The organism is Pyxidicoccus sp. M6 (assembly GCF_055568925.1).
On record NZ_CM145714.1, the window covers coordinates 10,878,589 to 10,902,608 of the forward strand.

A 24,020-nucleotide genomic window follows, 5' to 3' on the forward strand; every position below is an offset into this window, starting at 1 on the left:
TTCATTCCATCGATGGCCCGGGTGAAGTACCGCGTCTGACGCCTACAGCCTTCCGTCGAGGAAGTTCTTCACCAGCTTCGGCCCCTCGGGAGTCAGCACGCTCTCGGGGTGGAACTGGAAGCCCACCACGGGCTTCGTGCGGTGACGCAGCGCCATGATGAGCCCGTCCTGGCTCCACGCGGTGGCCTCCAGGCCCGAGGGCAGCGTGGACGCCTCGACGATGAGCGAGTGGTACCGCGCCGCCGTGAAGCCCTGGCTCACGCCCGTGAACACGCCCGTGTTGCCGTGCTGGATTTGAGCCGCCTTCCCGTGCACCGGCTCCGGAGCGCGAATCACCTTCCCACCGAATGCCGCGCCGATGGACTGGTGTCCCAGACACACGCCCAGCACCGGCACGCGGGACTGGGCAATTGCCGCGACGCTGACACCGGCCTCGTGCGGCGTGCACGGCCCTGGAGAGATGACGAGGTGCGAAGCCCCCGTCGCCGCCACACCCGCGACGTCGAGCGCGTCATTGCGCACCACCTTCACCTCGGCGCCCAGCGTGTACAGCAACTGGACGAGGTTGAAGGTGAACGAGTCGTAGTTGTCGATGACGAGAATCACCGGCCACCTCCCTCGCGAGCCAGGCGGAGCGCGGCGGCCATGGCACCGGCCTTGGCCTCCGTCTCGTCCGCCTCCTTCGACGGCACCGAGTCCGCCACCAGGCCCGCGCCCGAGGTCCACATCGTCCTGTCCCCGTCCACGAAGAAGGTCCGCAGGGCAATGGCCACGTCCAGCGTGCCGCAGAAGGACAGGTAGCCCACCGCGCCCGCGTACGGCCCGCGCCGCTGCGGCTCCAGCTCGTCGATGATCTGCATCGCGCGAATCTTCGGAGCGCCCGACACGGTGCCCGCGGGGAACGTGCTGGCCAGCGCGTCCAGCGCGTCGTACTTCGAGTCCAGCTTCCCGCGCACCTGCGAGACGATGTGCATCACGTGGCTGTAGCGCTCGATGACCTTCATGTCCTCGACACGCACCGAGCCCGGCGCCGCCACGCGGCCCACGTCGTTGCGGCCCAGGTCCACGAGCATCACGTGCTCGGCCAGCTCCTTCTCGTCGGCGAGGAGCTCCTTCTCCAGCGCCAGGTCCTCGGCCTCGGTAGCGCCACGACGGCGGGTACCGGCCAGCGGCCGCACCACCACGTCGCCGTCGCGCACCTGCACGAGCAGCTCCGGCGAAGCGCCCACCAATGCACGCGCCTCACCCAGCTCCACGAGGAACAGGTACGGCGAGGGGTTCACGCGCCGCAGGGCCCGGTAGAGCGACAGCGGCGGAGGCGCACCGAGCGCCTCGAAGCGCCGGGCGAGCACCACTTGGAAGATGTCTCCCGCGCGGATGTACTCCTTCGCCCGCTCCACCGCGGCCTCGTAGCCGGCGCGGTCCCAGCAGGCGACAGGCGCCGTATCACCGCGCATGCGAGGACCGGGCGCATACGCCTCCGGAGGCAGCGGCTTGAGGAGCTTGTCCGCCAGCGCCTGCGCGCGCTCCTCCGCGTCCTTCAACGCGGCGGCCGAGCTGCCATGCATCGAGGGCCGTGCGATGGCCGTGGCCTTCAGCGTGCCCGTGCGCGAGTCATGGGTGACGAAGTCCTCGCAGATAAGCCATTCCGAGTCCGGAAATGAAGTATCGCGCGCGTGCCGGTCCGGCACGGTGGGCTCCAGCCACGAGAAGCAGTTGTAGCCCATGTAGCCCACGAGCCCGCCCAGGAACGGGGCCTCGCCCGGAAGACGTGCGACGGCGAGCTCGCGCCACAACGTGCGCAGGACGTCCAGGGGCTTGCCTTCACGGCGCTCCTCGCGTGAGCCACGCCACAACGTGGCTCCGGTAGCGTCCAGGCGCACGCGCCCGGCCGGCTGCGAGCCCACGTGGCTGTAGCGCCCGAAGCGCTCCCCGCCGTAGCAGGACTCGAGGATGAAGCCGCGCGAGCCGCCGCCCAGCTTCAGGTACGCCGACAGCGGCGTATCCAGGTCTGCTGGCAGCTCCACCGACACCGGCACCGCCTCGCCCTTCTCCGCGAGCTGGCGATAGGCCGACTTCCGCTCCTGTGCATCCATCTTCATGACTGGCTCTGCCCTTCTAGGGCTTCGTTTCCGCCATGGCGCCCGAGGCCTTCACCTCGGAGAAGACGCCATCGGCGAGCTTGTACTTCGTGCGCTCCGTCGTCTTCACTTCCTTGCCCGACTCATCCTCCTCACTGTTCGTACGGACCACCGTGAGGCCCTGCTGCTTCGGCTGGAAGGCGACCTTGAACGAGGAGACGCTGGGCGGATCCGACAGCCCCCCCACCTCCAACGCCAGCTTCGCCTTGCCCAGCACACCCTTCTTCTTCCCCGGCACCGTGTAGCTCACGTACGTGGTGCTGTAGTCGCTGCACGCCTCGGGCGCCGAGTCCACCTGCACCAGCGCCAGCCCCGCCGTCTTCGCCGGGACGAGCGCCACCTTCGCGGCCCCGCCGTCCACGCTCATGTAGGCCTGGCCCGCGGGAACGATGTCTACGCTGCTGACACGACGGGGCGGCTTCACGTTCGGCTCCAGCACGCGGACGCGAATCTTGAAGTCGCCGCTCATCACCACCGTGGCCACTTCCTGCTCGCCGTCGTTGTCGAAGTCGGCCTCGAAGCGGAACGGCGTGAGCGTGTTGCCGAAGAGCCAGCCCTTGAAGAGCTTGTCGGCCGCCGGGTCGAGGTACTCCACCATGTACCAGTGGTTGACGTACTCCCCCACCTTGAGACGCTCCGGCCCACGCTTCAGCACGCGCACGGCGGCGCCCAGCGGCAGCGTGGTGACGACGGTTCCATCCGCGGCGGCCGTCTCGCGGAGGTTGGCCTCGTCCACGCCCACATAGAGACGCTCCGCCTTGCCGGACGGCTCGAACGTCGTGAAGTCATAGCTGTCCAGGGCGCGCTTCGCCGGGTCTGCGCCCTCATCCAGGGCTCTGGCCGTGTAGTGGAGCTCGGGCTCGGGCGACTGGGAGAGGACGAGCGACAGCAACAGGGCGGGCGTCATGCGAAAGCATCCAGGCAGGAGGTGCTGGTGTCATCCCACGTCCGGCACATCCATCCAAGGGGACGGGATATTCCCAAAGGGCGTCCTTCCGCCCCTTGTGACACGTGAGTGCCAGAGGGGCATGCCGGGAGGCAATGGTCCGTAGGGAGGACACACACCTCGGGTGGCCACCATCAGGCTGCCTCGCTATCTGAATGAGGCTTTGAGCGCCTCCCATCCCTTCCCGCTCATCACGGTGACGCCGCAGGGGCTGTACTGCGCACCCGGAGACTTCCACATCGACCCCTGGCGTCCCGTGGAGCGAGCCCTCATCACGCACGCGCACGGAGACCATGCTCGCAGTGGCAGCCGCCGCTACCTGGGCGCCCGAGCAGGCGAGGGGCTGCTGCACCGGCGGCTGGGCTCGGACGCAACCATCGACACGCTGGAGTATGGCGAGCGGCTGACAATCCATGACGTCACCGTGAGCTTCCACTCAGCGGGCCACGTGCTGGGCAGCGCGCAGATTCGCATCGAGCACAAGGGCGAGGTCTGGGTGGTGTCCGGCGACTACAAGCGCGCGCCGGACCCGACGTGCGCGCCCTTCGAGGTGGTGCGCTGCAACACCTTCATCACCGAGGCGACGTTCGGCCTGCCCATCTATCGCTGGGACGACACGCGCCTCGTGGCGGAGGACATCCTGAAGTGGTGGCACACCAACCGCGAGTCGGGGCGCTCCGCGGTGCTGTTCTGCTACGCGCTGGGCAAGGCGCAGCGCATCCTCGCGGAGCTTGCACGGCTGACGGACCGGCCGGTGTTCGTGCACGGCGCCCTCAACAGCCTCATCGAGGTGTATCGCGACGCGGGCGTGCACATGCTTCCGACACAGTTGGTGTCGGAGGTGGAGAAGGGCACGTCCTTCGCGGGAGCGCTGGTGCTGGCACCACCGAGCGCGGGCGGCTCCACGTGGATGCGCCGCTTCGGTGAGCACGAGACGGGATTCGCGTCCGGGTGGATGCGGGTGCGAGGCAACCGGCGCCGGCGCGGATTCGACCGTGGCTTCGTGCTGTCGGACCACGCGGACTGGCCGGACCTGCTGCGCACGGTGGCGGATACGCGGGCGGAGCGGGTGCTGGTGACGCACGGCTACTCGGAGCCGCTGGCGCACTACCTGAGAGATGCCGGCGTGGACGCGGCGCCCCTGGCCACGCCCTTCGAGGGCGAGGCGGAGGACTGACGTGTGAGGCGACTGGCGGACCTCTACGAAGCACTGGACCAGACGACGTCCACGAACGCGAAGGTGGACGCGCTGGTGCGCTACTTCAAGGAAGCGCCCCCCGAGGACGCGGCATGGGCGCTGTACTTCCTCACGGGACAGAAGCTGAAGCGGCTGCTCACCACGAAGCTGCTGGTGGGGTGGACGCAGGAACTGACAGGCATTCCCGGCTGGCTCTTCGAGGAGGTCTACGCCTCCGTGGGAGACCTCGCGGAGGTCATCGCCCTGCTGCTCGATGGATTGGAGCGGCCGACGGAGCCCGAGGAACTGCCCCTCTCCGTCTGGCTGGAGCAGCGCCTGCTGCCGCTGAGGGATTTGGACGTCACCGAGCAGCGCGAGCGCGTGGTGTCGTGGTGGAGGGCCATGCCCCGGCGCGAGCTGTTCCTGCTCAACAAGATGCTCACCGGCGAGCTGCGCGTAGGCGTCTCCGCGACGCTGGTGATTCGCGCGGTGGCGCAGGTGGCGGGACTGCCGCCGCCCAGCGTGGCGCACCGGCTGATGGGCACGTGGACGCCGACACCGGGCTTCTTCAAGCAGCTCGTGTCGCCGGATGTCTCGGATGGAGACCGCTCGCGGCCCTACCCCTTCTATCTGGCCTCGCCGCTGGAGCAGCCGCCCGAGTCCCTGGGAGACCGCGCGGACTGGCTGGTGGAATGGAAGTGGGACGGCATCCGTGGGCAGCTCATTCGCAGACAGGGGGGCGTGTATTTGTGGAGCCGGGGCGAGGAGCTCATCACCGAGCGCTTCCCCGAAATCACCGAGGGAGCCGCCGCGCTGCCCGAGGGCACGGTGCTGGATGGCGAGGTGCTCGCGTATGAAGACGGCAAGCCCCTGCCCTTCGCGCAGCTCCAGCGGCGCATCGGCCGGCAGAAGCTGACGCCGAAGGTGCTCGCGGAAGCGCCCGCGGCCTTCATCGCCTATGACCTGCTGGAGCTGGGTGGAAAGGACGTGCGCGAGCTGCCCCTGCGCGAGCGGCGCGCGAAGCTGGAGGCGCTGCTGAAGGACCGGCCGCGCTTTCCCATCTCTCCGGCGGTGCAGGCGTCGACGTGGGAGGAATTGGCGAAGGTGCGAGGCGAAGCGCGTGAGCGCAACGTCGAAGGCTTCATGCTCAAACGCCTCGACTCCGCGTACCTCACGGGGCGCAAGCGGGGCGACTGGTGGAAGTGGAAGATAGACCCCTTCACCGTGGACGCGGTGCTGCTCTACGCGCACCCAGGCCATGGCCGGCGCTCATCGCTGTACACCGACTACACCTTCGCGGTGTGGAACGGCACGGAGCTGCAGCCGGTGACGAAGGCGTACTCCGGCCTGACGGATGAGGAGATTGGCCGGCTGGACCGGTGGATTCGCGCGCACACGAAGGAGAAGTACGGGCCGGTGCGCTCGGTGGAGCCGGAGCAGGTCTTCGAGCTGCACTTCGAGGGCATCCAGACCTCGCCGCGTCACAAGTCGGGCGTGGCGCTGCGCTTCCCGCGCATCGCCCGCTGGCGCACGGACAAGAAGCCCCAGGACGCGGACACGCTGGACTCGCTGAAGGAGTTGCTCCATGCCAGCCGGTAGGTCGCGAAGCCTGAGGGCCCAGATTGCCGCTCGTAGGAAGGCGCTGCGCTCCGGCAACGAAGGCGGCGGAGCCCCCGCGATGCAGGGCCCTCCCGCGAAGAAACGCCGCCGCACTGTCAGACGCCGCCGCGCAGCGGAGAGCACCGCAACCACCACGCCGCAGATGGGAACGCCCATGGAGCGGCTGCGCGGCTGGTTCGCATCGAAAGGCTGGACGCCATACGCGTTCCAGGAGGAGGCCTGGGCCGCGTACGCACGCGGAGAGAGCGGCCTCATCCACGTGCCCACGGGCGCGGGAAAGACCTACGCGGCCTACATCGCTCCGCTCGCGGACGTGGCGGAGCGCGGCCAGAAGGGACTCCAGGTCCTCTACGTGACGCCACTGCGCGCGGTGTCACGCGACGTGGAGAAGGCCCTGCTGGAGCCGCTGCGCGTGCTGGACGCGGACATCGACGTGGAGAGCCGCACCGGAGACACGTCCTCCTCCGTGCGCCAGCGCCAGCGAGAACGCCTGCCCGAGGTGCTCATCACCACGCCGGAATCCCTCTCACTCCTCCTCTCCAACGAGCGCGCCTCGGAGCTGTTCTCCTCGCTGCGCTCCGTCATCGTGGACGAGTGGCATGAACTGCTCGGCTCCAAGCGCGGCACGCAGATGGAGCTGGCCCTGGCCCGCCTGCGCCGCTTCGCTCCGGAGACGCGCACGTGGGCCCTGTCCGCCACGCTGGCCAACCTGGACGAGGCCGCGCGTCACGTCGTGGGCACCAGCCAGGAGCCAACACTGGTGAGCGCGGACCTGGAGCGCCCGGTGGCGGTGCACACGCTGCTGCCGGACTCGGTGGACAGCTTCCCCTGGTCCGGCCACCTGGGCTTCTCCATGTTGGCGCGCGCGGCCGCGTGGCTGGACCCGGAGCAGCCCACGCTCGTCTTCACCAACACGCGCTCGCAGGCGGAGCGCTGGTTCGAGGGTCTGCGCTTCGCCCGCCCAGAGTGGGAGCACCTCGTCGCGCTGCACCACGGCTCCATCGACCGCGAGGAGCGCGAGCGCGTGGAGGCCGGCCTCAAGGACGGCGCACTGCGAATCGTGGTGTGTACGTCGTCGCTCGACCTCGGCGTGGACTTCGGGCCCGTGGAGCGCGTGGTGCAGGTGGGCAGCCCCAAGGGCATCGGCCGGACGATGCAGCGCGCGGGCCGCAGCGCACACCGCCCCGGTGCCACGTGCCACATCCTCTTCGTCCCCACACACGCGCTGGAACTGGTGGAGATGGCCGCTGCCAGGGACGCCATCCTCCGCCGCGAAGTGGAACCGCGCACGCCACCGGGGAAGCCATTGGACGTGCTCGCGCAGCACCTGGTGACGTGCGCCATGGGTGGAGGCTTCACGCGAGAAGCCATGCGCGACGAGGTCCGCACCGCCGCCGCCTACGCGCACCTTACCGACGATGAGTTCGAGTGGACGCTCGCCCTGGTGCGCGAGGGAGGCCTCACGCTGCGCGCCTATCCGGAGTTCCGCCGCGTGGTTGAGCATGAGGGCCGCTTCACCGTCGCCGACGCGCGCATCGCCCGCCTGCACCGCCTCAACATCGGCACCATTACATCCAACGCGGTGGTGCAACTGCGTTACTGGAGCGGCGGCAAGCTGGGCAACATCGAGGAGGCGTACATCAGCCGGCTCAGGCCCGGTGACACCTTCCTCTTCGCGGGCAAGCGGCTGGAGTTCAGCCGCTTCAAGGACATGACGGCCTACGTGAAGCCCGCGAAGGCGAAGGCCACGCAGACACCGCGCTGGAATGGCAGCCGCCTGCCGCTCTCCAGCTCACTGGCCCACGCCGTGCGCCGCACCCTCGACAGCGCCCGCCACGGTGACGTCACCACCGACGAGCTCGCCGCCGCCTGGCCCGTGCTGGAAGCGCAGGAGCGGCTGTCTCGCATCCCCGCGGCAGGCACGCTGCTCGCGGAGGTATGCGAGACGCGCGACGGCCACCACCTCTTCCTCTACCCGTTCGAGGGGAGGCTGGTACACGAGGGCCTGGCCGCACTGCTCGCCCTGCGCCTCACGCGTCTGCAGAAGGCCACCTTCAGCCTGTCCGTGAATGACTACGGCCTGGAGCTGCTGACCCCGGCGCCCTTCCCCTTCGAGGAGGCACTGCGCCCCGCCCTCTTCACCCGCGAGCGTCTGGTGGAGGACGTGCTGGAGAGCGTCAACGTCAGCGAGCTGGCGAAGCGCCAGTTCCGCGACATCGCCCGCGTGGCGGGGCTGGTGCTGCCGGGGCTGCCCGGGGCGCGCAAGTCGACGCGGCAGGTGCAGGCCAGCTCTTCGCTCCTCTATGACGTCTTCCTCAAGTACGACCCGGACAACCTCCTCCTCGTCCAGGCCCGCCGCGAGGTGCTGGAGCAGCAATTCGAGCAGGGCCGCCTGGGCCGCACGCTGGAGCGCCTGGAGAAGAGCCCCGTGGAGCTCGTCCACGTGCGCAGGCCCACGCCCCTGGGCTTCCCGCTCGTCGTCGAGCGCATCAGCGCCAGCGTCTCCAACGAGTCTCTATTGGAGCGCGTGGAGCGATTGAAGGAGCGATGGACGCGAGACGATGCCAGGTCCGCGTAGGCGGCACCCTCCTGGAGCTGCTCCCCGAGCGCGCCCTGCACTGGCCCGAGGCCGGAGTCCTCGCCGTCGCGGACCTGCACTGGGGCAAGACGGAGAGCTTCCAGCAGCACGGCATCCCCCTGCCCGGCGGCGTCCTGGAGGATGACCTCGCGCGCCTGTCCGCCGCCCTCACCTCCACCGGCGCTCGCCGCCTGCTCCTCCTGGGCGACCTCATCCACTCCCGCCAGGGGCTGACGCCCGCGCTCGTCCAGCGGCTCGCCGCCTGGCGCGAGTCCCACGCCTCCGTGGAGTTGGTGCTGGTGCGCGGCAACCACGACCGCCACGTGAAGACGCTTCCTCTCGAGTGGCGCCTCGAGGTCCTTGAGTCCCACGCCGACGAGGGCCCCTTCCGCTTCGCCCACCACCCGGAGCCCACGCCCGGCCGCTACGTGTGGGCGGGCCACCTCCATCCCATGGTGCGACTGTCCGGTGGAGGAGACAGCCTCCGTCTGCCCTGCTTCCATGTGGGCCGCGACGTGGGCGTGCTGCCTGCCTTCAGCGCCTTCACCGGAGGGCTCAACGTCTCTCGCCGCTCCGGCGAGCGCGTCTTCGCCATCGCCGAACCCGCCGTCGTCGAGGTGTAGGATGAGCACCGCCAAGCGCCGCCGCATCCTCGGCATCATCGCCACCGACACCACCTTCGAGCGCAGCGAGCACCGCGGCCGCGAGGCGTGGGTGGGCAAGTGCCTGCACTGCAACACGTACCTCTGGGTGGGCCTGGATGGCGAGCCCATCAGCCGCGCCACCATCGAGCACATCCTCCCGCAGACGGCTGGCGGCACCGACGCGCTCACCAACCTCGGCCTGGCCTGTGCCCGCTGCAACCAGGGCAAGAGCCGCCACGACGTGAAGTACCGCCGCGACGCGCGCGCCCGGGAACTGGTGGAGAAGCTCCTGGCCCGGCGCCGCGAACGCTGGCGCGAACCGGACGTAGAAGACACGGAGTGAGGGCATCCAGGCGCTGATGAAGCGGATGACTTCCTCTGTCACCGCCTGTAGCAAGACGTCCGCTGTCTCACGCCGCGTGCGCTGGAAGCTGTCGTCTCTGGGCGCCGGGGGAGCGCGTTGATCCTCCCGGACATGCTGCCGCTCAAACGCCCCTTCCGCCCCGTAGAAGAGAGATTCATCTCCTCCCGACCGCAACCTGCCGCCTCCGCACGCGAAAGTGGTATCCGACTGTCGTTACATCAGAATGGTTGACACTGCCGTGTCGATGAATGATGGTCCCGCGCCGCGTCAGGGTTGGGAGAAGGAGGAGGGCCCCGCCCACGGCGCTTCGCATAGAGGTTTCGTTGGACGTGACTGCTTCGGATTCCGCGCGCCAGGAGCCGCCGCCCGCCCGCCCTTTCAGGGCCGGGAACGACCTCTCGCTCCCCGCGTCCGGCCACGTACGCGCCTCCCTTCGCCCTCCTGTCACCGCTGTTGCTGAAGTCCCCTTGCCCATGGTCCTGGTATGAGCGGCCCTCTCTTCCCACGCTGGACGAACACGGTGTCGCGGCTGTCCGCCGCGGCGCTCCTCGCCGTGCCCGCCATCGGCATCGGCGGCCTCATGGCCTACGTACGCTCGCCGTACGTCACCAACCAGCAGATGCCGATTGAACAGCCCATCGAGTTCGACCACCGCCACCACGCGGGTGACGAGCAGATCGACTGTCGGTACTGCCACTGGACGGTGGAGAAGTCGCCCTCCGCGGGCATCCCCTCCACCACGGTGTGCATGTCCTGCCACGCCCAGGTGTGGAACAAGAGCCCGTACCTCGTCGAGGTCCGCAAGGCCTTCTTCTCGGACCAGCCCATTCCCTGGGTCCGCGTCCACAACCTGCCGGACTTCGTCTACTTCAACCACTCCATCCACGTGAACAAGGGCGTGGGCTGCGCCACCTGCCACGGCCGCATCGACCAGATGGCCGCCGTCGAGCAGCACGCGCCGCTGACCATGGCGTGGTGCCTGGACTGCCACCGCAACCCCGAGCCCAACCTGCGCCCGGCCGAGTTCATCACCTCGATGACCTGGTCGCCGCCGGCTGACAAGGCAGAGGCCGCCGCGCTCGGCAAGAAGCTGAAGGAAGAGTACGACGTCCACTCGCGCACGAGCTGCTCCACATGCCACCGATGAACACGAAGCGCGACGCCGCCCCGTCGCAGGAAACCTCCTCCTTCGCGCTCCCGGTCGTCTCGGACCGGCCCGCCCCCGCGGCTGACGCCGTCGGTGAGGCGCTGGAGCACGCCGCCGCCAACGCCTCCGCCAGCGAGCCCGGCTACGGCCGGACCTACTGGCGCAGCCTCGAGGAGCGCCTCGGTACCCCCGAGTACCTCGAGGAGACCCGACCCGAGTTCCCCGTCGGCGCGGACCTGCCGCCCAGCGGCTTCGTCCGCCGCGAGTTCATGCAGCTGCTCGGCGCGTCGTTGGCCCTGGCCGGCGCCACGGCCTGCAGCACCCGTCCCCAGGACGAGCGCCTGCTGCCGTACACCAAGACGCCGCCCGAGGTGGCCCCGGGCAACCCGCTCCACTACGCGTCCGGCATGACGCTGGCCGGCCACACCTCCGGCCTGCTCATCACCGCCCGCGAGGGTCGCCCCATCAAGATTGAGGGCAACCCCCAGCACCCCATCAACCAGGGCTCCGCTGGCCCGTGGGAGCAGGCCTACCTGCTCTCGCTCTATGACCCGAACCGCGCCCGCGTGCTGCGCCAGGGCAAGAGCCCCCGCGCCCTGCGCGTGCTGGCCGAGGACACGGCCAACCTGGTCAACAAGGCCGGCCCGGCCGACGGCGGCGCCCGCGTGCGCTTCCTCACGGACCCCATCAACTCGCCCTTCATCGGCGACCTGCGCAACCGCATCCTGAAGAAGCTGCCCAACGCGCGCTTCTACAGCTACACGGCGCAGACGCAGGACGCGGAGTCCGAGGCCGTCCGCGCCCTCTTCGGCAACCAGCCCGTCTCCGCCCGCTACGACTTCTCCCAGGCGGACATCATCCTCTCGCTGGATGCGGACTTCCTGGAGAGCCGTCCCGCCAACCTCACCTACGCCCGCCAGTTCGCGGACCGCCGCGACCCGAAGAACGGCGCCCTCAACCGGCTCTACGTCGCCGAGGCCCGCTTCTCCATCACCGGCGGCATGGCGGACCACCGCCTGCGCGTGAAGTCCTCGGAAGTGCTCGCCGTCGCCGCCGCCGTGGCCCAGGCCATTGGCGGCCCGGCCTCGGGTGTCGCGGGTGCCGCCGCCGGCAAGGCGCAGCTCGGCGACAACCTCAACGCCTGGGTCCAGGCCGTCGTCGCGGACCTGCGCGCCGCCAAGCCCGGCCGCACCCTGGTCGTCGCCGGCGAGCGCCAGCCCGCCGCGGTCCACGTCCTGGCCCACGCCATCAACGCGGCGCTCGGCAACACCGGCACCACCGTCCACTACGTGGCGGCCCCCGTGGCGGAGGCCACCGGCCTCTCGCAGGTGCGCGCCCTGGTGGAGGACATCAAGGCCGGCCGCGTGGACACGCTGGTCATCACCTCGTGGAACCCTGTCTACTCGCTGCCCGGCGACGCGGGCCTGGCCGAGCTGCTGAACCCGGCCACCAACACGGACCGCGCGAAGCTCTCCGTGCTCTACACGGGCCTCTACGAGGACGAGACCAGCCAGTACGTGGACTGGTTCGTCCCCGCGGCGCACCCGCTGGAGACGTGGAGCGACGGCCGCGCGGCCGACGGCACGGTGGCCATCGCCCAGCCGCTCATCCAGCCGCTCTTCAACGGCGTGCCGGAGTCCGAGCTGCTGGCGCTCTTCCTCGCCGAGTCCTACCGCCCCGCGTACCAGCTGCTGCGCGAGTACTGGCAGGGCCAGTCCGGCGCCGCCGCGGCGGACTTCGAGACCCGCTGGGAGACGTGGGTGTCCGAGGGCATCATCCCCGGCACCGCCTCCGCCGCCGCCACGGGCACGCCGGACTTCGGCGCGGCCACCGCGCTGGTGACGGGCTACAACCCGCCCGCGGCCGGTGAGCTCGAAATCAACTTCGTCCACGACTACAAGGTCTTCGACGGCCGCTTCGCCAACAACGCCTGGCTGCAGGAGCTGCCCGAGCTCATCACCAAGATGGTGTGGGACAACGCGGCCCTCATCAGCCCGGAGACGGCGAAGAAGTTGAAGGACCTGCAGCCGGGCAGCCTCGCCGAGCTGAGCTACGGCGGCCAGAAGCTGACGGTGCCGGTGTGGATTGTTCCCGGCCACGCCGACGACACCGTCACGGTGGCGCTGGGCTACGGCCGCAACGGCCTGCACGAGGTGGTGGCCAAGGGCGTGGGCTTCAACGCCAACGTCCTGCGCCGCACCGCCGCTCCCTGGTTCGACGGCGGCGCCACCCTCACCCCGGCCAAGGGCAGCTACAAGTTCAGCCTCACGCAGACGCACTGGCGCATGGAAGGCCGCCCCGTGGCGCTGGACATGCCGGTGTCCGAGCTGGAGCACCCGTCCAAGGAGACGGAGCACATCCTCGAGCGCGTGAAGGGCGAGCTGAAGCCGGGCATCCAGGACAACCTGCCCGGGTACGACTACGGCAACGGCTACAAGTGGGGCATGGCCATCGACCTGTCCCGCTGCACCGGCTGCAGCGCGTGCGTGGTGGCCTGCCAGGCGGAGAACAACATCCCCGTCGTGGGCAAGGAGCAGGTGGCCCGCAGCCGCGAGATGAACTGGCTGCGCATCGACCGCTACTTCGTGGACGCGCCGGAGTACGAGGCCAAGAAGCAGCTGGACCCGAACCCGAAGATGGTCATGCAGCCGGTGATGTGCGTGCACTGCGAGAAGGCCCCCTGCGAGTACGTCTGCCCGGTGAACGCCACCGTGCACTCGGACGAGGGCCTCAACGACATGGTGTACAACCGCTGCGTCGGTACGCGGTACTGCTCCAACAACTGCCCGTACAAGGTCCGCCGCTTCAACTACCTGCACTACACCTCCGGCAAGACCTCCACCGAGAAGATGCTGATGAACCCGGACGTGACGGTCCGCAACCGCGGCGTCATGGAGAAGTGCACGTACTGCGTCCAGCGCATCGAGCGCGTGCGCATCAACGCCCGGGTGGAGAAGCGCCTCATCCAGGAGAAGGAGCTGATGACGGCCTGCCAGCAGACCTGCCCCACGCAGGCCATCACCTTCGGCTCCCTCAACGACCCGCAGCAGCGCGTGTCGCAGCTCCAGAACACCGAGCGCGCGTACAAGCTGCTCCACGAGCTGGGCACCCGCCCGCGTACCTCGCACCTCATCCGCGTGCGCAACCCCAACCCCGCCCTCGAGCCCGCGAAGCCTGAAGCGGCCACCCAAGGGAGCCACTAATCATGGCTGAGACTGCTATCACCGCTCCGCTCGACCCGCTTGAGCCGCGGGACCTCGTCGCGCGGCACCACGACGACGCTTCGCTCAACGAGACGCTCCTGGCCCACGTCTGGGCCAAGCCGGGCAAGGGCTGGTTCATGCTCTTCGGCCTGACGCTCAGCGCCCTCGGCCTGCTCGTCATCGGCGTCACCTACACGCTGGCGCGCGGCATCGGCGTGTGGGGCAACAATCAGCCCGTCGGCTGGGCCTTCGACATCATCAACTTCGTCTGGTGGGTCGGTATCGGCCACGCCGGTACGCTCATCTCCGCCATCCTCCTGCTCTTCCAGCAGAAGTGGCGCACGAGCATCAACCGCTTCGCGGAGGCCATGACGCTGTTCGCCGTCATGTGCGCGGGTCTCTTCCCGCTGCTCCACACCGGCCGCCCCTGGTTCGCCTTCTGGCTGTTCCCGTACCCCTCCACCCTGGGCGCGTGGCCGCAGTTCCGCTCCCCGCTGGTGTGGGACGTGTTCGCCATCTCCACGTACCTCACGGTGTCCGCGCTGTTCTGGTTCGTGGGCCTCATCCCGGACCTGGCCGCCCTGCGTGACTCGTCCAAGACGAAGGCGCAGCGCCTCATCTACGGCCTCTTCAGCCTCGGCTGGCGCGGCTCGGGCCGTCACTGGCACAACTACAAGATTGCGTACCTGCTGCTGGCCGGCCTCTCCACGCCGCTGGTGGTCTCGGTGCACACCATCGTGTCCTTCGACTTCGCCGTGTCGCTGCTCCCCGGCTGGCACGCCACCATCTTCCCGCCCTACTTCGTGGCCGGCGCCGTGTTCAGCGGCTTCGCGATGGTGATTACGCTCATGGTGCCGGCCCGCAAGTACCTGGGCCTGCGGGACGTGATTACGGACCGCCACCTGGAGAACATGAACAAGGTCATCCTGGCGACGGGCCTCATCGTGTCCTACGGCTACATGATGGAGCACTTCATCGCCTGGTACTCGCAGAACCAGTACGAGTACTGGACCTTCTATGTGAACCGCGCCACGGGCCCCTACGCCGGCGTGTACTGGCTGATGATTGCCTGCAACGTCATCACGCCGAACATCTTCTGGTTCAAGAAGTGCCGCACCAGCATCCCCATCATGTGGGTGGCCTCCATCATGGTGAACATCGGCATGTGGTGCGAGCGCTTCATCATCATCGTCACCTCGCTCAGCCAGGACTTCCTCCCCTCGTCGTGGGGCATCTACGCGCCCACCTGGGTGGACTGGAGCATCTACATCGGCACGCTGGGCCTGTTCGGCACCCTGTTCCTCCTCTTCCTGAAGTTCGTGCCCGCGGTCGCCGTGAGCGAGGTGAAGGAGCTCCAGCTCGAGCTCAAGCACGCCGCCCACCTGAACGCGCACGACGGTGCGGAAGCCGGCGCTGGCACCCTCACCCACGGAGCCCACTAGAGCCATGGAAGCCACAGTCCTCGAATCCTGGGTCCTGGCCGAGTTCGCCACGCCAGACGCCCTCGTGGATGCCACCCGCCAGATGCGCGAGAAGGGCTTCCAGGGGATGGACACCTACTCTCCGTACCCGCTGCACGGCGGCTCGGAGGCCCTGGGTCTGCCTCCCTCGAAGGTGCCCTTCATCGCCCTGGGTGGCGGCCTCACCGGCCTGGTGACGGCGCTCGCCATGCAGACGTGGATGAACACGGTGGACTACCCGCTCAACATCGGCGGCCGCCCGCTGCTGTCGCTGCCCGCCTGGGTGCCCATCACGTTCGAGCTGAGCGTGCTCTTCGCCGCGTTCGGCATCTTCTTCGGCCTGCTCGCCCTGAGCCGGCTGCCGCAGCCGTACCACCCCGTCTTCGAGTCCGACGCCTTCCGCAGCGCCTCCACGCACGGCTACTGGCTGAGCGTGCCGCAGCCGACGGGTCAGGACGCCACCGCCGTCATGGATCAGCTCAAGTCCCTGGGCGCCACCCAGGTGACCCTCGTCACGGGAGAGAAGGAATGAGGTGGCTCATCCCCGCCGCCGGACTCGTCGCGCTCTCGGGCTGCGACGTCTCCTCCGAGTTCCTCCAGCGCATGGAGGTGCAGGCGAAGTACGAGTACTACGAGGCGTCCGACTTCTGGGCGGACGGCCGCGCCATGCGCACGCCGCCCGCGGGCACCGTGCCGCGTGAGCGCCCGGTGGGCAACCCCGGCATCAGCACCGGCCGCACCAACGGGACGCTCGTCGCCAACATCCCCGTCGAGGTGGACAAGAAGCTGCTGGCGCTCGGTCAGAAGAAGTACAACATCGTCTGCTCGCAGTGCCACGGCGTGCTCGGCGACGGCAACAGCATCGTCGCGGAGAACATGGCGCTGCGCCTGCCGCCCTCGCTGCTGGAGCTGCAGGGCAAGCCGGCCGGTCACTTCTATGCCGCCATCAACGAGGGCTACGGCGTGATGCCGTCCTTCTCGGGTGAGCTCGACGTGGGCGAGCGCTGGGCCGTGGTCGCCTACGTGCGCGCCCTCCAGGCGGCCCGCAACACGCGCTCGGGCGAGACGCCCGTTCCGCAGGAGAACCGATGAGTCCCCCCGTCACCACCGCGCGCGCCTCGGACCTCGCGCGCTACACCGCCACTCCCAAGCTGATGGTTCCCGCGTTCGGCGTGGGCGTCCTCGGCCTGCTGGCCACCCTCGCCGGCTATTTCGCCACCAGCGCCAAGGGAGAGGCCGCGCACGCGTACCTCATCGCCTTCGTCTACTGGCTGGGTATCAGCGTCGCCTTCCTCATCATGGTGGCCATCTTCCACACGGCCAAGGCGAAGTGGCTCATCGTCCTGCGCCGCACCATGGAGACGGCCGCCGCCTCGGTGCCCATCTTCGTCGTGCTGTTCCTGCCGCTGCTGGCCATGGTGAAGGACCTGTATCCGTGGTGGCCGGGCTCGCCCCTGGCCGCGGAAATCCACGGCATCGAGGTGGAGCACCTGGCGCACAAGCAGCACTACTACCTGAACCCGGGGTTCTTCTACTTCCGCCAGGTCCTCTACTTCGGCGTGTGGGCCTTCGTGTCGTGGCGGCTGCGCTCGTGGAGCGTCAAGCAGGACGAGGTGGGCGGGCTGGACCTCACGGTGAAGCAGCGCCGGTTCTCCCCGGGCTCGCTGCCCTTCCTTGCGCTCACCATCACCTTCGCTTCTTTCGACTGGCTGATGAGCCTCACGCCGCTCTGGCAGTCCACCATCTTCGGCGTCTATTACTTCGCGGGCAGCTTCCTGGCGGCCTTCTGCGTCCTGACCATCGTCACGGCCCGGGCCACGGGTGCGAACCTCTACGGCAGCGTCGTGAAGCTGGACCACTTCCACAACCTCGGCAAGCTGATGCTGGCCTTCACGGCATTCTGGGCCTACATCGCCTTCTCCCAGTTCCTGCTGGTGTGGATTGCCAACATCCCGGAAGAGGCGCCCTGGTACGGCCTGCGCATCTTCGGCCCGTGGCGCCCGGTCTCCATCGCCATCTTCTTCCTGCACTTCGTGGTGCCCTTCTTCACGCTGCTGTCGCGCAACCTGAAGCTGCAGCCGGGCAAGCTGTCGGTGGTGGCGGTGTACCTGCTGGCCATCCATTTCGTGGACCTGTACTGGCTGGTGTGGCCCGCGCTGACTGGTAGCACTGGCCCCACGTTCCACTGGACGCTGGTGACGGCGTTCCTCGGCGTGGGCGGCATCTCGGTGGGCTTCGCCCTCATGCAGGCGCGCAACAACTTCACGCTCCCGGTGAAGGACCCCTACATCGCCGAGTCCCTGAGGTACGTGCAGCCATGAAGAAGACCCAGTCGGAGCTCGAGTCGCGCGTCATCGTCGGTGCGCACGGCGTTGCGGCCGAGGAAGACCACCTCGTCATGGGCAAGGTGGTGGGCATCGGTGTCGGCTCGCTCGTCATCTTCCTGGTGGGCATCCTCTGGGCCTGGCGCATCCAGGTCCGCACCATGGAGGAGGCGCAGCCGAACGGCCCGCCGCCGCTGCCCGCCGCCCTGGGGCAGTACGAGGTCGGCATCGTCAACCAGCGCCTGTTCGAGCAGGACTGGCACGCGGCGGACAAGATTGGCGGCCAGCACCAGGCGCTCGGCGCCGGCTGGGGTGACCAGCCCGGCGTGAAGGCCCATCCCACCCTCGACGAGGCCATGGAGCGGGTCATCACCGAGTCGCGCAACCCGCCGCCGGCCCCCACCCCGGCCCCTCCGTCGCCTGCCCCGCAGACGCCTCCGCCCCACGGCGGCCCTGCGTCACCGAGGCAGTAGCTTCCGGCCTCCCCCTGACGTAAGAGCCGTCCTGCCATGAAGCCCGCTCTCTCCCACGTCCACCCACGTGCCACCGGCCTGGGACTGCTCACGGCGGCGCTGGTGCTCGGCACTGCGCTGTCCGCGTCCGCCATGCCGGGCGCCGGCAAGGTGCCTCGCGCCATCGTCGAGGCCCAGCAGGACCTGCCGCCTCAGGTGAAGGGCGTGGACGTGGAGGAGCACCTGGGGGACCCGCTCCCCCTGGACGCGCGCTTCACGGACGAGGAGGGACGCGAGGTCAAACTGGGCGACGTGCTGTCCAAGACGAAGCCCACCCTGCTGACGCTCGTGTATTACAACTGCCCCATGCTCTGTAACCTGGTCCTCAACGGCCAGGTGAAGGCCATGCAGGAGCTGGGGCTGGAGCTCGGGCAGGACTACGAGGCGGTGACGGTCAGCATCGACCCCGAGGACACCGCGGCGGAGAGCATCAACCGCCGCCGCCGTCACCTGCAGTCCATGGGCAAGCCGGAGCGCGCGCCCTGGCACTTCCTCATCGGGACGGACGCCGAAATCCACCGGCTCGCGGGCGCGGTGGGCTACAAGTACACGTACGACTCCAGCACCAAGCAGTACGCGCACCCCGCGGTGGTGCTGGCCATCACCCCCGAGGGAAGCATCTCCCGGTACCTCTACGGAGTGAACTTCCCTCCCAAGGACATGAAGCTGGCGTTGCTGGAGGCGGCCGGAGGCCGCGTGGGTACCAGCTTCGACCGCGTCGTCATGTCCTGCTTCAAGTATGACACCGCGAGCAAGCGGTATGGCTTCTACATTTTCGGGTTCATCCGCCTGGGCGGCACGCTGGTGTTCTGCGCCCTGGCGACGATGCTGATCTATTTCTGGAGGCGCGAGCTGAAGAAAGGCGCGGCGGCATGAGCGAGCTTCTCAACAACATCCTGTTCCTCCCGGAGGCCGCGTCCACGTTCGCGGAGCGGGTCGACCTGCTGCATCACTTCGTCGTCGGCACGACGATGGTGATGTCCGCGGGCGTCGGCCTGGCGGCCCTGTTCATGTTCTTCCGGTACCGTCGCCGCCTCCCGGCCCAGGCGACGGAGTACGTCGTCCCCACGCTGAAGACGGAGTTCCTCTTCGTCTCCGTGCCCCTGGTCTTCTTCCTGGCCTGGTTCGGCATCGGCTTCCGGGACTTCACCTGGGTCACCACGCCGCCCAAGGACGCGATGGACGTCTACGTCATGGGCAAGCAGTGGATGTGGAAGTTCGCGTACCCCGAGGGGCCCAACGGCGTGAATGTCCTTCACGTCCCGGCCAACCGCCCGGTGCGCCTCCTCATCACCTCGCGCGACGTGCTGCACTCGTTCTACGTGCCGGCCTTCCGCATCAAGCAGGACGCGCTGCCGGGCCGCTACACGCAGATCTGGTTCGAGGCGACCAAGCCGGGCACGTACCAGGTGCTGTGCACCGAGTACTGCGGCCTGTCGCACTCGAAGATGCTGGCCGAGGTGGTGGTGCTCCCGGCGGAGGAGTACGACGTCTGGATCAAGGAGCAGCGCCGCGGCCGCCTGCAGGACCGTCAGGACGCGCTGGCGGACACCTCGCTGGTGCCGCCGGTGGCCCGCATGGTGGAGCAGGGCCAGGTGCTCGCGGGCTCCGAGGGCTGCCTCAAGTGCCACTCGGTGGACGGCTCGAAGCACATCGGCCCCACCTTCCTTGGCATGTTTGACCGCGTGGAGAAGCTCGATGACGGGCAGGAGATCCGCGTGGACGAAGCCTACATCACCCAGTCGATGATGGACCCGGGCGCCCACCTGGTCGCTGGCTACCAGAACGTGATGCCGACCTACCAGGGCAAGCTGCAGGGCCCGGAGACGGCCGCCATCGTCGAGTACATCAAGTCGCTGCGCACTCCGAACGTTCGCGAGGGCGCTTCCGAGGGACCCGCCTATGACGCCATCCAGTAGCATCGCCTCCCCGGGCGCGTCTCCCGCGCACGACGAGCACCACGACCACCACCCGAGCTACCTGGTCGACGGCACCACCATCAAGTCGTGGCTGCTGACCGTGGACCACAAGCGCATCGGGCTCATGTTCCTGTTCTGGGTCCTGCTCTTCTTCCTGGTGGGCGGCATCTTCGCGCTGCTCATCCGGGTGGAGTTGCTCACGCCCGGTCCGACCATCATGGACGCGATGACGTACAACCGTACGTTCACGCTCCATGGCCTGGTCATGATCTTCCTCTTCATGATTCCGGCGATTCCGGCCGTCTTCGGCAACTTCATGCTGCCGCTGATGCTGGGCGCCAAGGACGTGGCCTTCCCGCGCCTGAACCTGCTGTCGCTCTACATCTATCTGGGCGGCGCGGTGCTGGCGCTGTGGGGCATGCTCAACGGCGGCCTGGACACGGGCTGGACGTTCTACGCGCCCTACAGCACGCACACGACGACGACGGTGGCGCCCGTGCTCTTCGGCGCCTTCATCATCGGGTTCAGCTCCATCGTCACGGGCATCAACTTCATCGTCACCGTGCACACGATGCGCGCCCCTGGCATCACCTGGTTCAAGATGCCCCTGTTCGTCTGGGCCATCTACGCCACCAGCTGCATCCAGGTGCTCGCCACGCCGGTCATCGGCCTGCTGCTGGTGCTCGTCACCGTGGAGAACCTGTTCGGGTTCGGCCTGTTCGACCCGGCCCGCGGCGGTGACCCGGTGCTCTTCCAGCACCTGTTCTGGTTCTACAGCCACCCGGCCGTGTACATCATGGTGCTCCCCGCCTTCGGCGTGATGAGCGAGATTGTCTCCGCCTTCAGCCGCAAGAACATCTTCGGCTACCGCGCGGTGGCGTACTCCTCCCTCGGCATCGCCTTCGTGGGCTTCTTCGCCTGGGGCCACCACATGTTCGTCTCCGGCCAGTCCACCTTCGCGGGCGGTCTGTTCGGCGTGCTGACGATGCTGGTGGGCGTGTTCACCGCCATCAAGGTCTTCAACTGGGTGGGCACCGTCTACAAGGGCGCGGTCGACTTCAAGACGCCCTTCGCCTACTTCTGCGGCTTCCTGTTCTTCACCGTCTTCGGCGGCATGACGGGAATCGCCCTGGGCACGACGTCGCTCGACATCCCCTGGCACGACACCTACTTCGTGGTGGCGCACTTCCACTTCATCATGGTGGGAGCCACCATCATGGCCTTCCTGGCCGCGCTCCACTACTGGTTCCCGAAGATGTTCGGGCGCACGTACCACGAGGGCTGGGGCCTGGTGTCCGCGGCGCTCATCATCCTCGGGTTCAACGCCACGTTCATTCCCCAGTTCCTCCTGGGCAACAACGGCATGCCGCGCCGCTACTACGAGTACCCGGAGCGCTTCCAGGCGCTCAACGTGGCCTCCACGGCGGGTGCCTCGCTGCTGGCGTTCGGCTTCGTCATCATCGCCATGTACCTGACGTACGCGCTGTTCTTCGGGAAGGTCGCCGGCAAGAACCCGTGGCGCAGCAAGGGCTACGAGTGGCTGACCGAGTCTCCGCCGCCGACCCACAACTTCGTGGGTCCGCAGCCGACCTACCCCGAGGAGCCGCACTTCTACGTGGATCCGAAGAAGGCCGAGGTGCCCGATGCAGTCTAGTGCTTCCACCGCCGACGGGACGACGGCTCCCGTCCCCCGGCTCGCCATGCACTTCGCGTCGCTCGAGGTGCAGAACCACGCGGCGCGCCTGGGCATGTGGCTGTTCCTGGCGACGGAAATCCTGCTCTTCGCGGGCCTCTTCGTCTGCTACGGCGTCTACCGCTTCCTCTTCCCGGAGGCGTGGGCGGCGTGCAGCCGCAGCCTGGACCTGACGCTGGGCACGGTGAACACCGTCGTCCTCATCACCTCCTCGCTCACCGCGGCGCTCGCGGTGCACTACGCGAAGGAGGGCAAGAACAAGATGGTGGCGGTGCAGATTGCCCTGACGCTGCTGATGGCCTGTGGCTTCCTCGTCATCAAGTACTTCGAGTACTCGCACAAGTTCCACATCGGCACCCTGCCGGGCCGGTACTACTTCTACGAGGGCATCCAGCTGCCGGGCGCGCCGCTGTACTTCACGGTGTACTTCTGCTCGACGGCGCTGCACGGCCTCCACGTCATCATCGGCATGATCGTCCTCACCTTCTCCATGGTGCGGGCGCTCCGGAAGGGTGACTTCGGCCCGAACAACTACACGATGGTCGAGCTGGGCAGCATGTACTGGCACCTCGTCGACCTGGTGTGGATCTTCCTGTTCCCGATGCTGTACCTCGTCTGAAGGACTCCTCCACCATGGCCATTGCGAACGAATCCCGCCAGGAAGCACACAACATGGAGGAGCACCACGGCGCCGGGCGTTACTGGATCATCTGGGGCGCCCTCCTGGTGCTGACGCTCGTCACCGTCTTCACCGGCAAGATGCACCTGCCCAGCTTTGGTCTGTTGCTGGCGCTCGTCATCGCCACGACGAAGGGCACGCTGGTGACGCTGTACTTCATGCACCTCATCGACCACAAAGGCGCCAACCGCCTGGTGTTCGCCGTGTCCATCCTCTTCGTGATGCTGATGCTGGCGGTGCCGCTCATCGACCTCGGCACCCGCTTCCGTCCCGCCAACCCGCCCGGCTCGCAGTACAGCGACCTGCAGCCCCCGGACATCGGTGCCAACGTGAAGGAAGGCCGCTTCGGCGGCGGCGTGCGGCACCACGGCTCCGAGGAGCAGTCCGAGGGCCACTGAGTCACTCGGAAGGCTTCGGGGCCTGCTGAAGGCCCCACCCACGCGCGGCGCCGAGGGACTTCCCCGGCGCCGCGTTGCTTTTGCGGGCTTGTGGCTTCACCTCACGGCTGGGAGCGCGCGGCGCCGAGGGACGTCCCTGGCGCCGCGTTGCTTCAGCCGGCCGCTACAGCTTCACCTCGAGGTTGAGGGCGAGCGCGGTGTCGGTGTTCACCTTGCCGGGGGGCGGCGCGCTGTCCGTCTTCACCAGGAAGCTGGCGCTCAGGGACAGCGCCTCCGTCAGGCCCACCGACAGCTGCGTCTGGCTGCTGGCCAGCACGCGCGAGTCGCCGATGACGCTGAGGAGCACTTCCACGTCCTCCTTGAAGAGGACGTTCTTGCTGAGGCCGTAGCGGAACACCGCGCCGAAGCGGGGGCCGCCCAGGTCCACGTCCTCCAAATCCAGCCGCGTGGGGTAGTACTGGAAGCGCGTCTCGTGCGCGTAGCGGAAGGCCGCGTCCGTGCGCAGGTAGGACTCCTTGCCCTCCGGCGTCTTATCGTCCCACCAGAGGATGCCGAGACCACCCTCGCCGTAGCTGCGCGACTCCACGCTCTTCACGTGGTCCATTTCCGAGCCGATCAGCGCGTAGCCGCTGAGCACCTGCGTGAAGCGGCGGTCGCCGCGAAGCTCCGCGCCCGCGTTGAGGGCCACCACCTGGGCGAGGGACTCCTCGCCCTCCAGCTCGGGCGGGCGGCTGCGGCCGTAGGAGCCGTACGCCTTGAAGGCGTAGATCCAGTGCTCCGTCTTGCGCTGCCCGCTGGCCAGGCCGCTGAACGTGAAGGTGGAGGCGTTGCCGGTCAGCGAGATGAGGCCCGCGCCCAGGGTGACGTCCCAGACCGCCTTCTTCGGGGCGGCAGCGGCCTCGGCCGGAGCGGCGGCAGGCGCGCCGGCAGCGGGCGCGGCGGCAGGCTGGCCCGCCGCGGCGGTGGCGGCGCGCTCGGCGGCCTCGGCGGCGCGGGCGCTGGCCTCGGCGGCGCGCTCGGCGGCGGCGGCCGCGCGCTCGGCGGCGGCGGCGGCGCGCTCCTCGGCACTGGCCGGGGCAGGAGCGGGCTCAGACGCCGGAGCGGCCCGGGGCGCGGAGGGAGCGGGAGTGGTGGGAGCAGGCGCCTGAGCCTGCAGGGACGTGGCAATCAGAAGGGCTGCGGAAAGCATTGGGGTCTCCAGTTCGAAGCCGCCCC

Annotated in this window: 21 protein-coding genes; 17 read left to right on the top strand and 4 right to left on the bottom strand. The window is 68.5% G+C overall.

Going from position 1 to position 24,020, the window contains the following annotated elements; all coding sequences use genetic code 11:
• Positions 1-42: 42 nt before the first annotated feature.
• From ACVTJA_RS42565 to ACVTJA_RS42575, 3 genes are read right to left on the bottom strand one after another with little or no spacing between them, the layout of a single operon-like run.
• Entirely contained in the window at positions 43-606 is a 564-nt protein-coding gene (locus ACVTJA_RS42565; RefSeq protein WP_465829280.1) for an anthranilate synthase component II, read from the bottom strand.
• Positions 603-2,096, bottom strand: a complete 1,494-nt coding sequence (locus tag ACVTJA_RS42570; RefSeq protein WP_465840651.1) for an anthranilate synthase component I family protein — start codon at positions 2,094-2,096, stop codon at positions 603-605. The genes ACVTJA_RS42565 and ACVTJA_RS42570 overlap by 4 nt, the downstream gene beginning before the upstream one ends.
• 22 nt (positions 2,097-2,118) lie before the next feature.
• A complete protein-coding gene (locus ACVTJA_RS42575) occupies positions 2,119-3,048 on the bottom strand; it encodes an SH3 domain-containing protein (RefSeq protein ID WP_465829281.1) in 930 nt (309 codons plus the stop codon).
• A 202-nt stretch (positions 3,049-3,250) separates the two neighbouring features.
• On the opposite strand from ACVTJA_RS42575, the gene ACVTJA_RS42580 reads away from it, so the two are divergent.
• The 17 genes from ACVTJA_RS42580 (at position 3,251) to ACVTJA_RS42660 (ending at position 22,805) form a co-directional block, all read left to right on the top strand.
• The gene (locus ACVTJA_RS42580; protein ID WP_465829282.1) at positions 3,251-4,264 is read left to right on the top strand and encodes a ligase-associated DNA damage response exonuclease; all 1,014 of its coding nucleotides are present in this window, start codon (positions 3,251-3,253) and stop codon (positions 4,262-4,264) included.
• A 3-nt stretch (positions 4,265-4,267) separates the two neighbouring features.
• Positions 4,268-5,863 (top strand): ATP-dependent DNA ligase, encoded by a 1,596-nt coding sequence (locus ACVTJA_RS42585; RefSeq protein ID WP_465829284.1) that lies wholly within the window; start codon positions 4,268-4,270, stop codon positions 5,861-5,863.
• Entirely contained in the window at positions 5,850-8,462 is a 2,613-nt protein-coding gene (locus ACVTJA_RS42590) for a ligase-associated DNA damage response DEXH box helicase (protein ID WP_465829285.1), read from the top strand. The genes ACVTJA_RS42585 and ACVTJA_RS42590 overlap by 14 nt, the downstream gene beginning before the upstream one ends.
• The gene (gene pdeM, locus ACVTJA_RS42595) at positions 8,432-9,085 is read left to right on the top strand and encodes a ligase-associated DNA damage response endonuclease PdeM (protein WP_465829287.1); all 654 of its coding nucleotides are present in this window, start codon (positions 8,432-8,434) and stop codon (positions 9,083-9,085) included. The genes ACVTJA_RS42590 and pdeM overlap by 31 nt, the downstream gene beginning before the upstream one ends.
• Before the next feature lies 1 nt (position 9,086).
• Positions 9,087-9,449 (top strand): HNH endonuclease, encoded by a 363-nt coding sequence (locus tag ACVTJA_RS42600; RefSeq protein WP_465829288.1) that lies wholly within the window; start codon positions 9,087-9,089, stop codon positions 9,447-9,449.
• Positions 9,450-9,954: 505 nt separating this feature from the next.
• A complete protein-coding gene (locus tag ACVTJA_RS42605) occupies positions 9,955-10,617 on the top strand; it encodes a cytochrome c3 family protein (protein ID WP_465829290.1) in 663 nt (220 codons plus the stop codon).
• On the top strand, positions 10,614-13,820 hold the full coding sequence (locus ACVTJA_RS42610) for a TAT-variant-translocated molybdopterin oxidoreductase (protein WP_465840652.1): 3,207 nt from the start codon (positions 10,614-10,616) through the stop codon (positions 13,818-13,820). The genes ACVTJA_RS42605 and ACVTJA_RS42610 overlap by 4 nt, the downstream gene beginning before the upstream one ends.
• Before the next feature lie 2 nt (positions 13,821-13,822).
• The gene (gene nrfD / locus ACVTJA_RS42615) at positions 13,823-15,262 is read left to right on the top strand and encodes an NrfD/PsrC family molybdoenzyme membrane anchor subunit (protein ID WP_465829292.1); all 1,440 of its coding nucleotides are present in this window, start codon (positions 13,823-13,825) and stop codon (positions 15,260-15,262) included.
• A 4-nt stretch (positions 15,263-15,266) separates the two neighbouring features.
• Positions 15,267-15,812 carry a DUF3341 domain-containing protein gene (locus tag ACVTJA_RS42620; protein WP_465829294.1) on the top strand — a complete coding sequence of 182 codons (546 nt, stop codon included), beginning with the start codon at positions 15,267-15,269 and terminating at the stop codon, positions 15,810-15,812.
• Positions 15,809-16,372, top strand: a complete 564-nt coding sequence (locus ACVTJA_RS42625) for a c-type cytochrome (RefSeq protein WP_465829296.1) — start codon at positions 15,809-15,811, stop codon at positions 16,370-16,372. The genes ACVTJA_RS42620 and ACVTJA_RS42625 overlap by 4 nt, the downstream gene beginning before the upstream one ends.
• Positions 16,369-17,601: a hypothetical protein gene (locus ACVTJA_RS42630; RefSeq protein ID WP_465829298.1), complete on the top strand. Its 1,233-nt coding sequence runs from the start codon at positions 16,369-16,371 to the stop codon at positions 17,599-17,601. Before ACVTJA_RS42625 ends, ACVTJA_RS42630 begins: the two co-directional genes overlap by 4 nt.
• Entirely contained in the window at positions 17,598-18,077 is a 480-nt protein-coding gene (locus ACVTJA_RS42635; protein WP_465829300.1) for a hypothetical protein, read from the top strand. The genes ACVTJA_RS42630 and ACVTJA_RS42635 overlap by 4 nt, the downstream gene beginning before the upstream one ends.
• A 36-nt stretch (positions 18,078-18,113) precedes the next feature.
• Positions 18,114-18,992 (top strand): SCO family protein, encoded by an 879-nt coding sequence (locus ACVTJA_RS42640; RefSeq protein ID WP_465829302.1) that lies wholly within the window; start codon positions 18,114-18,116, stop codon positions 18,990-18,992.
• Complete coding sequence (coxB, locus tag ACVTJA_RS42645; protein WP_465829304.1) at positions 18,989-20,035, top strand: cytochrome c oxidase subunit II; 1,047 nt, start codon at positions 18,989-18,991, stop codon at positions 20,033-20,035. Before ACVTJA_RS42640 ends, coxB begins: the two co-directional genes overlap by 4 nt.
• Positions 20,019-21,689, top strand: a complete 1,671-nt coding sequence (ctaD, locus tag ACVTJA_RS42650) for a cytochrome c oxidase subunit I (RefSeq protein ID WP_465829305.1) — start codon at positions 20,019-20,021, stop codon at positions 21,687-21,689. Before coxB ends, ctaD begins: the two co-directional genes overlap by 17 nt.
• Positions 21,679-22,347, top strand: a complete 669-nt coding sequence (locus tag ACVTJA_RS42655; RefSeq protein WP_465829306.1) for a cytochrome c oxidase subunit 3 family protein — start codon at positions 21,679-21,681, stop codon at positions 22,345-22,347. The genes ctaD and ACVTJA_RS42655 overlap by 11 nt, the downstream gene beginning before the upstream one ends.
• A gap of 14 nt (positions 22,348-22,361) precedes the next feature.
• Positions 22,362-22,805: a cytochrome C oxidase subunit IV family protein gene (locus ACVTJA_RS42660; RefSeq protein ID WP_465829308.1), complete on the top strand. Its 444-nt coding sequence runs from the start codon at positions 22,362-22,364 to the stop codon at positions 22,803-22,805.
• Between the two features lie 163 nt (positions 22,806-22,968).
• Here the strand turns inward: ACVTJA_RS42660 and ACVTJA_RS42665 are convergent, their stop codons facing one another.
• On the bottom strand, positions 22,969-23,994 hold the full coding sequence (locus ACVTJA_RS42665) for a DUF481 domain-containing protein (RefSeq protein WP_465829310.1): 1,026 nt from the start codon (positions 23,992-23,994) through the stop codon (positions 22,969-22,971).
• Positions 23,995-24,020: the final 26 nt, after the last annotated feature.

What these genes read in the sequence shown, in the direction of transcription:
- ACVTJA_RS42570 (WP_465840651.1), bottom strand. Translation starts at nt 2,096, where the DNA reads ATGGATGCACAGGAGCGGAAGTCGGCCTATCGCCAGCTCGCGGAGAAG.
- ACVTJA_RS42575 (WP_465829281.1), bottom strand. Translation starts at nt 3,048, where the DNA reads ATGACGCCCGCCCTGTTGCTGTCGCTCGTCCTCTCCCAGTCGCCCGAG.
- ACVTJA_RS42590 (WP_465829285.1), top strand. Translation starts at nt 5,850, where the DNA reads ATGCCAGCCGGTAGGTCGCGAAGCCTGAGGGCCCAGATTGCCGCTCGT.
- pdeM (WP_465829287.1), top strand. Translation starts at nt 8,432, where the DNA reads ATGGACGCGAGACGATGCCAGGTCCGCGTAGGCGGCACCCTCCTGGAG.
- ACVTJA_RS42600 (WP_465829288.1), top strand. Translation starts at nt 9,087, where the DNA reads ATGAGCACCGCCAAGCGCCGCCGCATCCTCGGCATCATCGCCACCGAC.
- ACVTJA_RS42605 (WP_465829290.1), top strand. Translation starts at nt 9,955, where the DNA reads ATGAGCGGCCCTCTCTTCCCACGCTGGACGAACACGGTGTCGCGGCTG.
- ACVTJA_RS42610 (WP_465840652.1), top strand. Translation starts at nt 10,614, where the DNA reads ATGAACACGAAGCGCGACGCCGCCCCGTCGCAGGAAACCTCCTCCTTC.
- nrfD (WP_465829292.1), top strand. Translation starts at nt 13,823, where the DNA reads ATGGCTGAGACTGCTATCACCGCTCCGCTCGACCCGCTTGAGCCGCGG.
- ACVTJA_RS42620 (WP_465829294.1), top strand. Translation starts at nt 15,267, where the DNA reads ATGGAAGCCACAGTCCTCGAATCCTGGGTCCTGGCCGAGTTCGCCACG.
- ACVTJA_RS42625 (WP_465829296.1), top strand. Translation starts at nt 15,809, where the DNA reads ATGAGGTGGCTCATCCCCGCCGCCGGACTCGTCGCGCTCTCGGGCTGC.
- ACVTJA_RS42630 (WP_465829298.1), top strand. Translation starts at nt 16,369, where the DNA reads ATGAGTCCCCCCGTCACCACCGCGCGCGCCTCGGACCTCGCGCGCTAC.
- ACVTJA_RS42635 (WP_465829300.1), top strand. Translation starts at nt 17,598, where the DNA reads ATGAAGAAGACCCAGTCGGAGCTCGAGTCGCGCGTCATCGTCGGTGCG.
- ACVTJA_RS42640 (WP_465829302.1), top strand. Translation starts at nt 18,114, where the DNA reads ATGAAGCCCGCTCTCTCCCACGTCCACCCACGTGCCACCGGCCTGGGA.
- coxB (WP_465829304.1), top strand. Translation starts at nt 18,989, where the DNA reads ATGAGCGAGCTTCTCAACAACATCCTGTTCCTCCCGGAGGCCGCGTCC.
- ctaD (WP_465829305.1), top strand. Translation starts at nt 20,019, where the DNA reads ATGACGCCATCCAGTAGCATCGCCTCCCCGGGCGCGTCTCCCGCGCAC.
- ACVTJA_RS42655 (WP_465829306.1), top strand. Translation starts at nt 21,679, where the DNA reads ATGCAGTCTAGTGCTTCCACCGCCGACGGGACGACGGCTCCCGTCCCC.
- ACVTJA_RS42660 (WP_465829308.1), top strand. Translation starts at nt 22,362, where the DNA reads ATGGCCATTGCGAACGAATCCCGCCAGGAAGCACACAACATGGAGGAG.
- ACVTJA_RS42665 (WP_465829310.1), bottom strand. Translation starts at nt 23,994, where the DNA reads ATGCTTTCCGCAGCCCTTCTGATTGCCACGTCCCTGCAGGCTCAGGCG.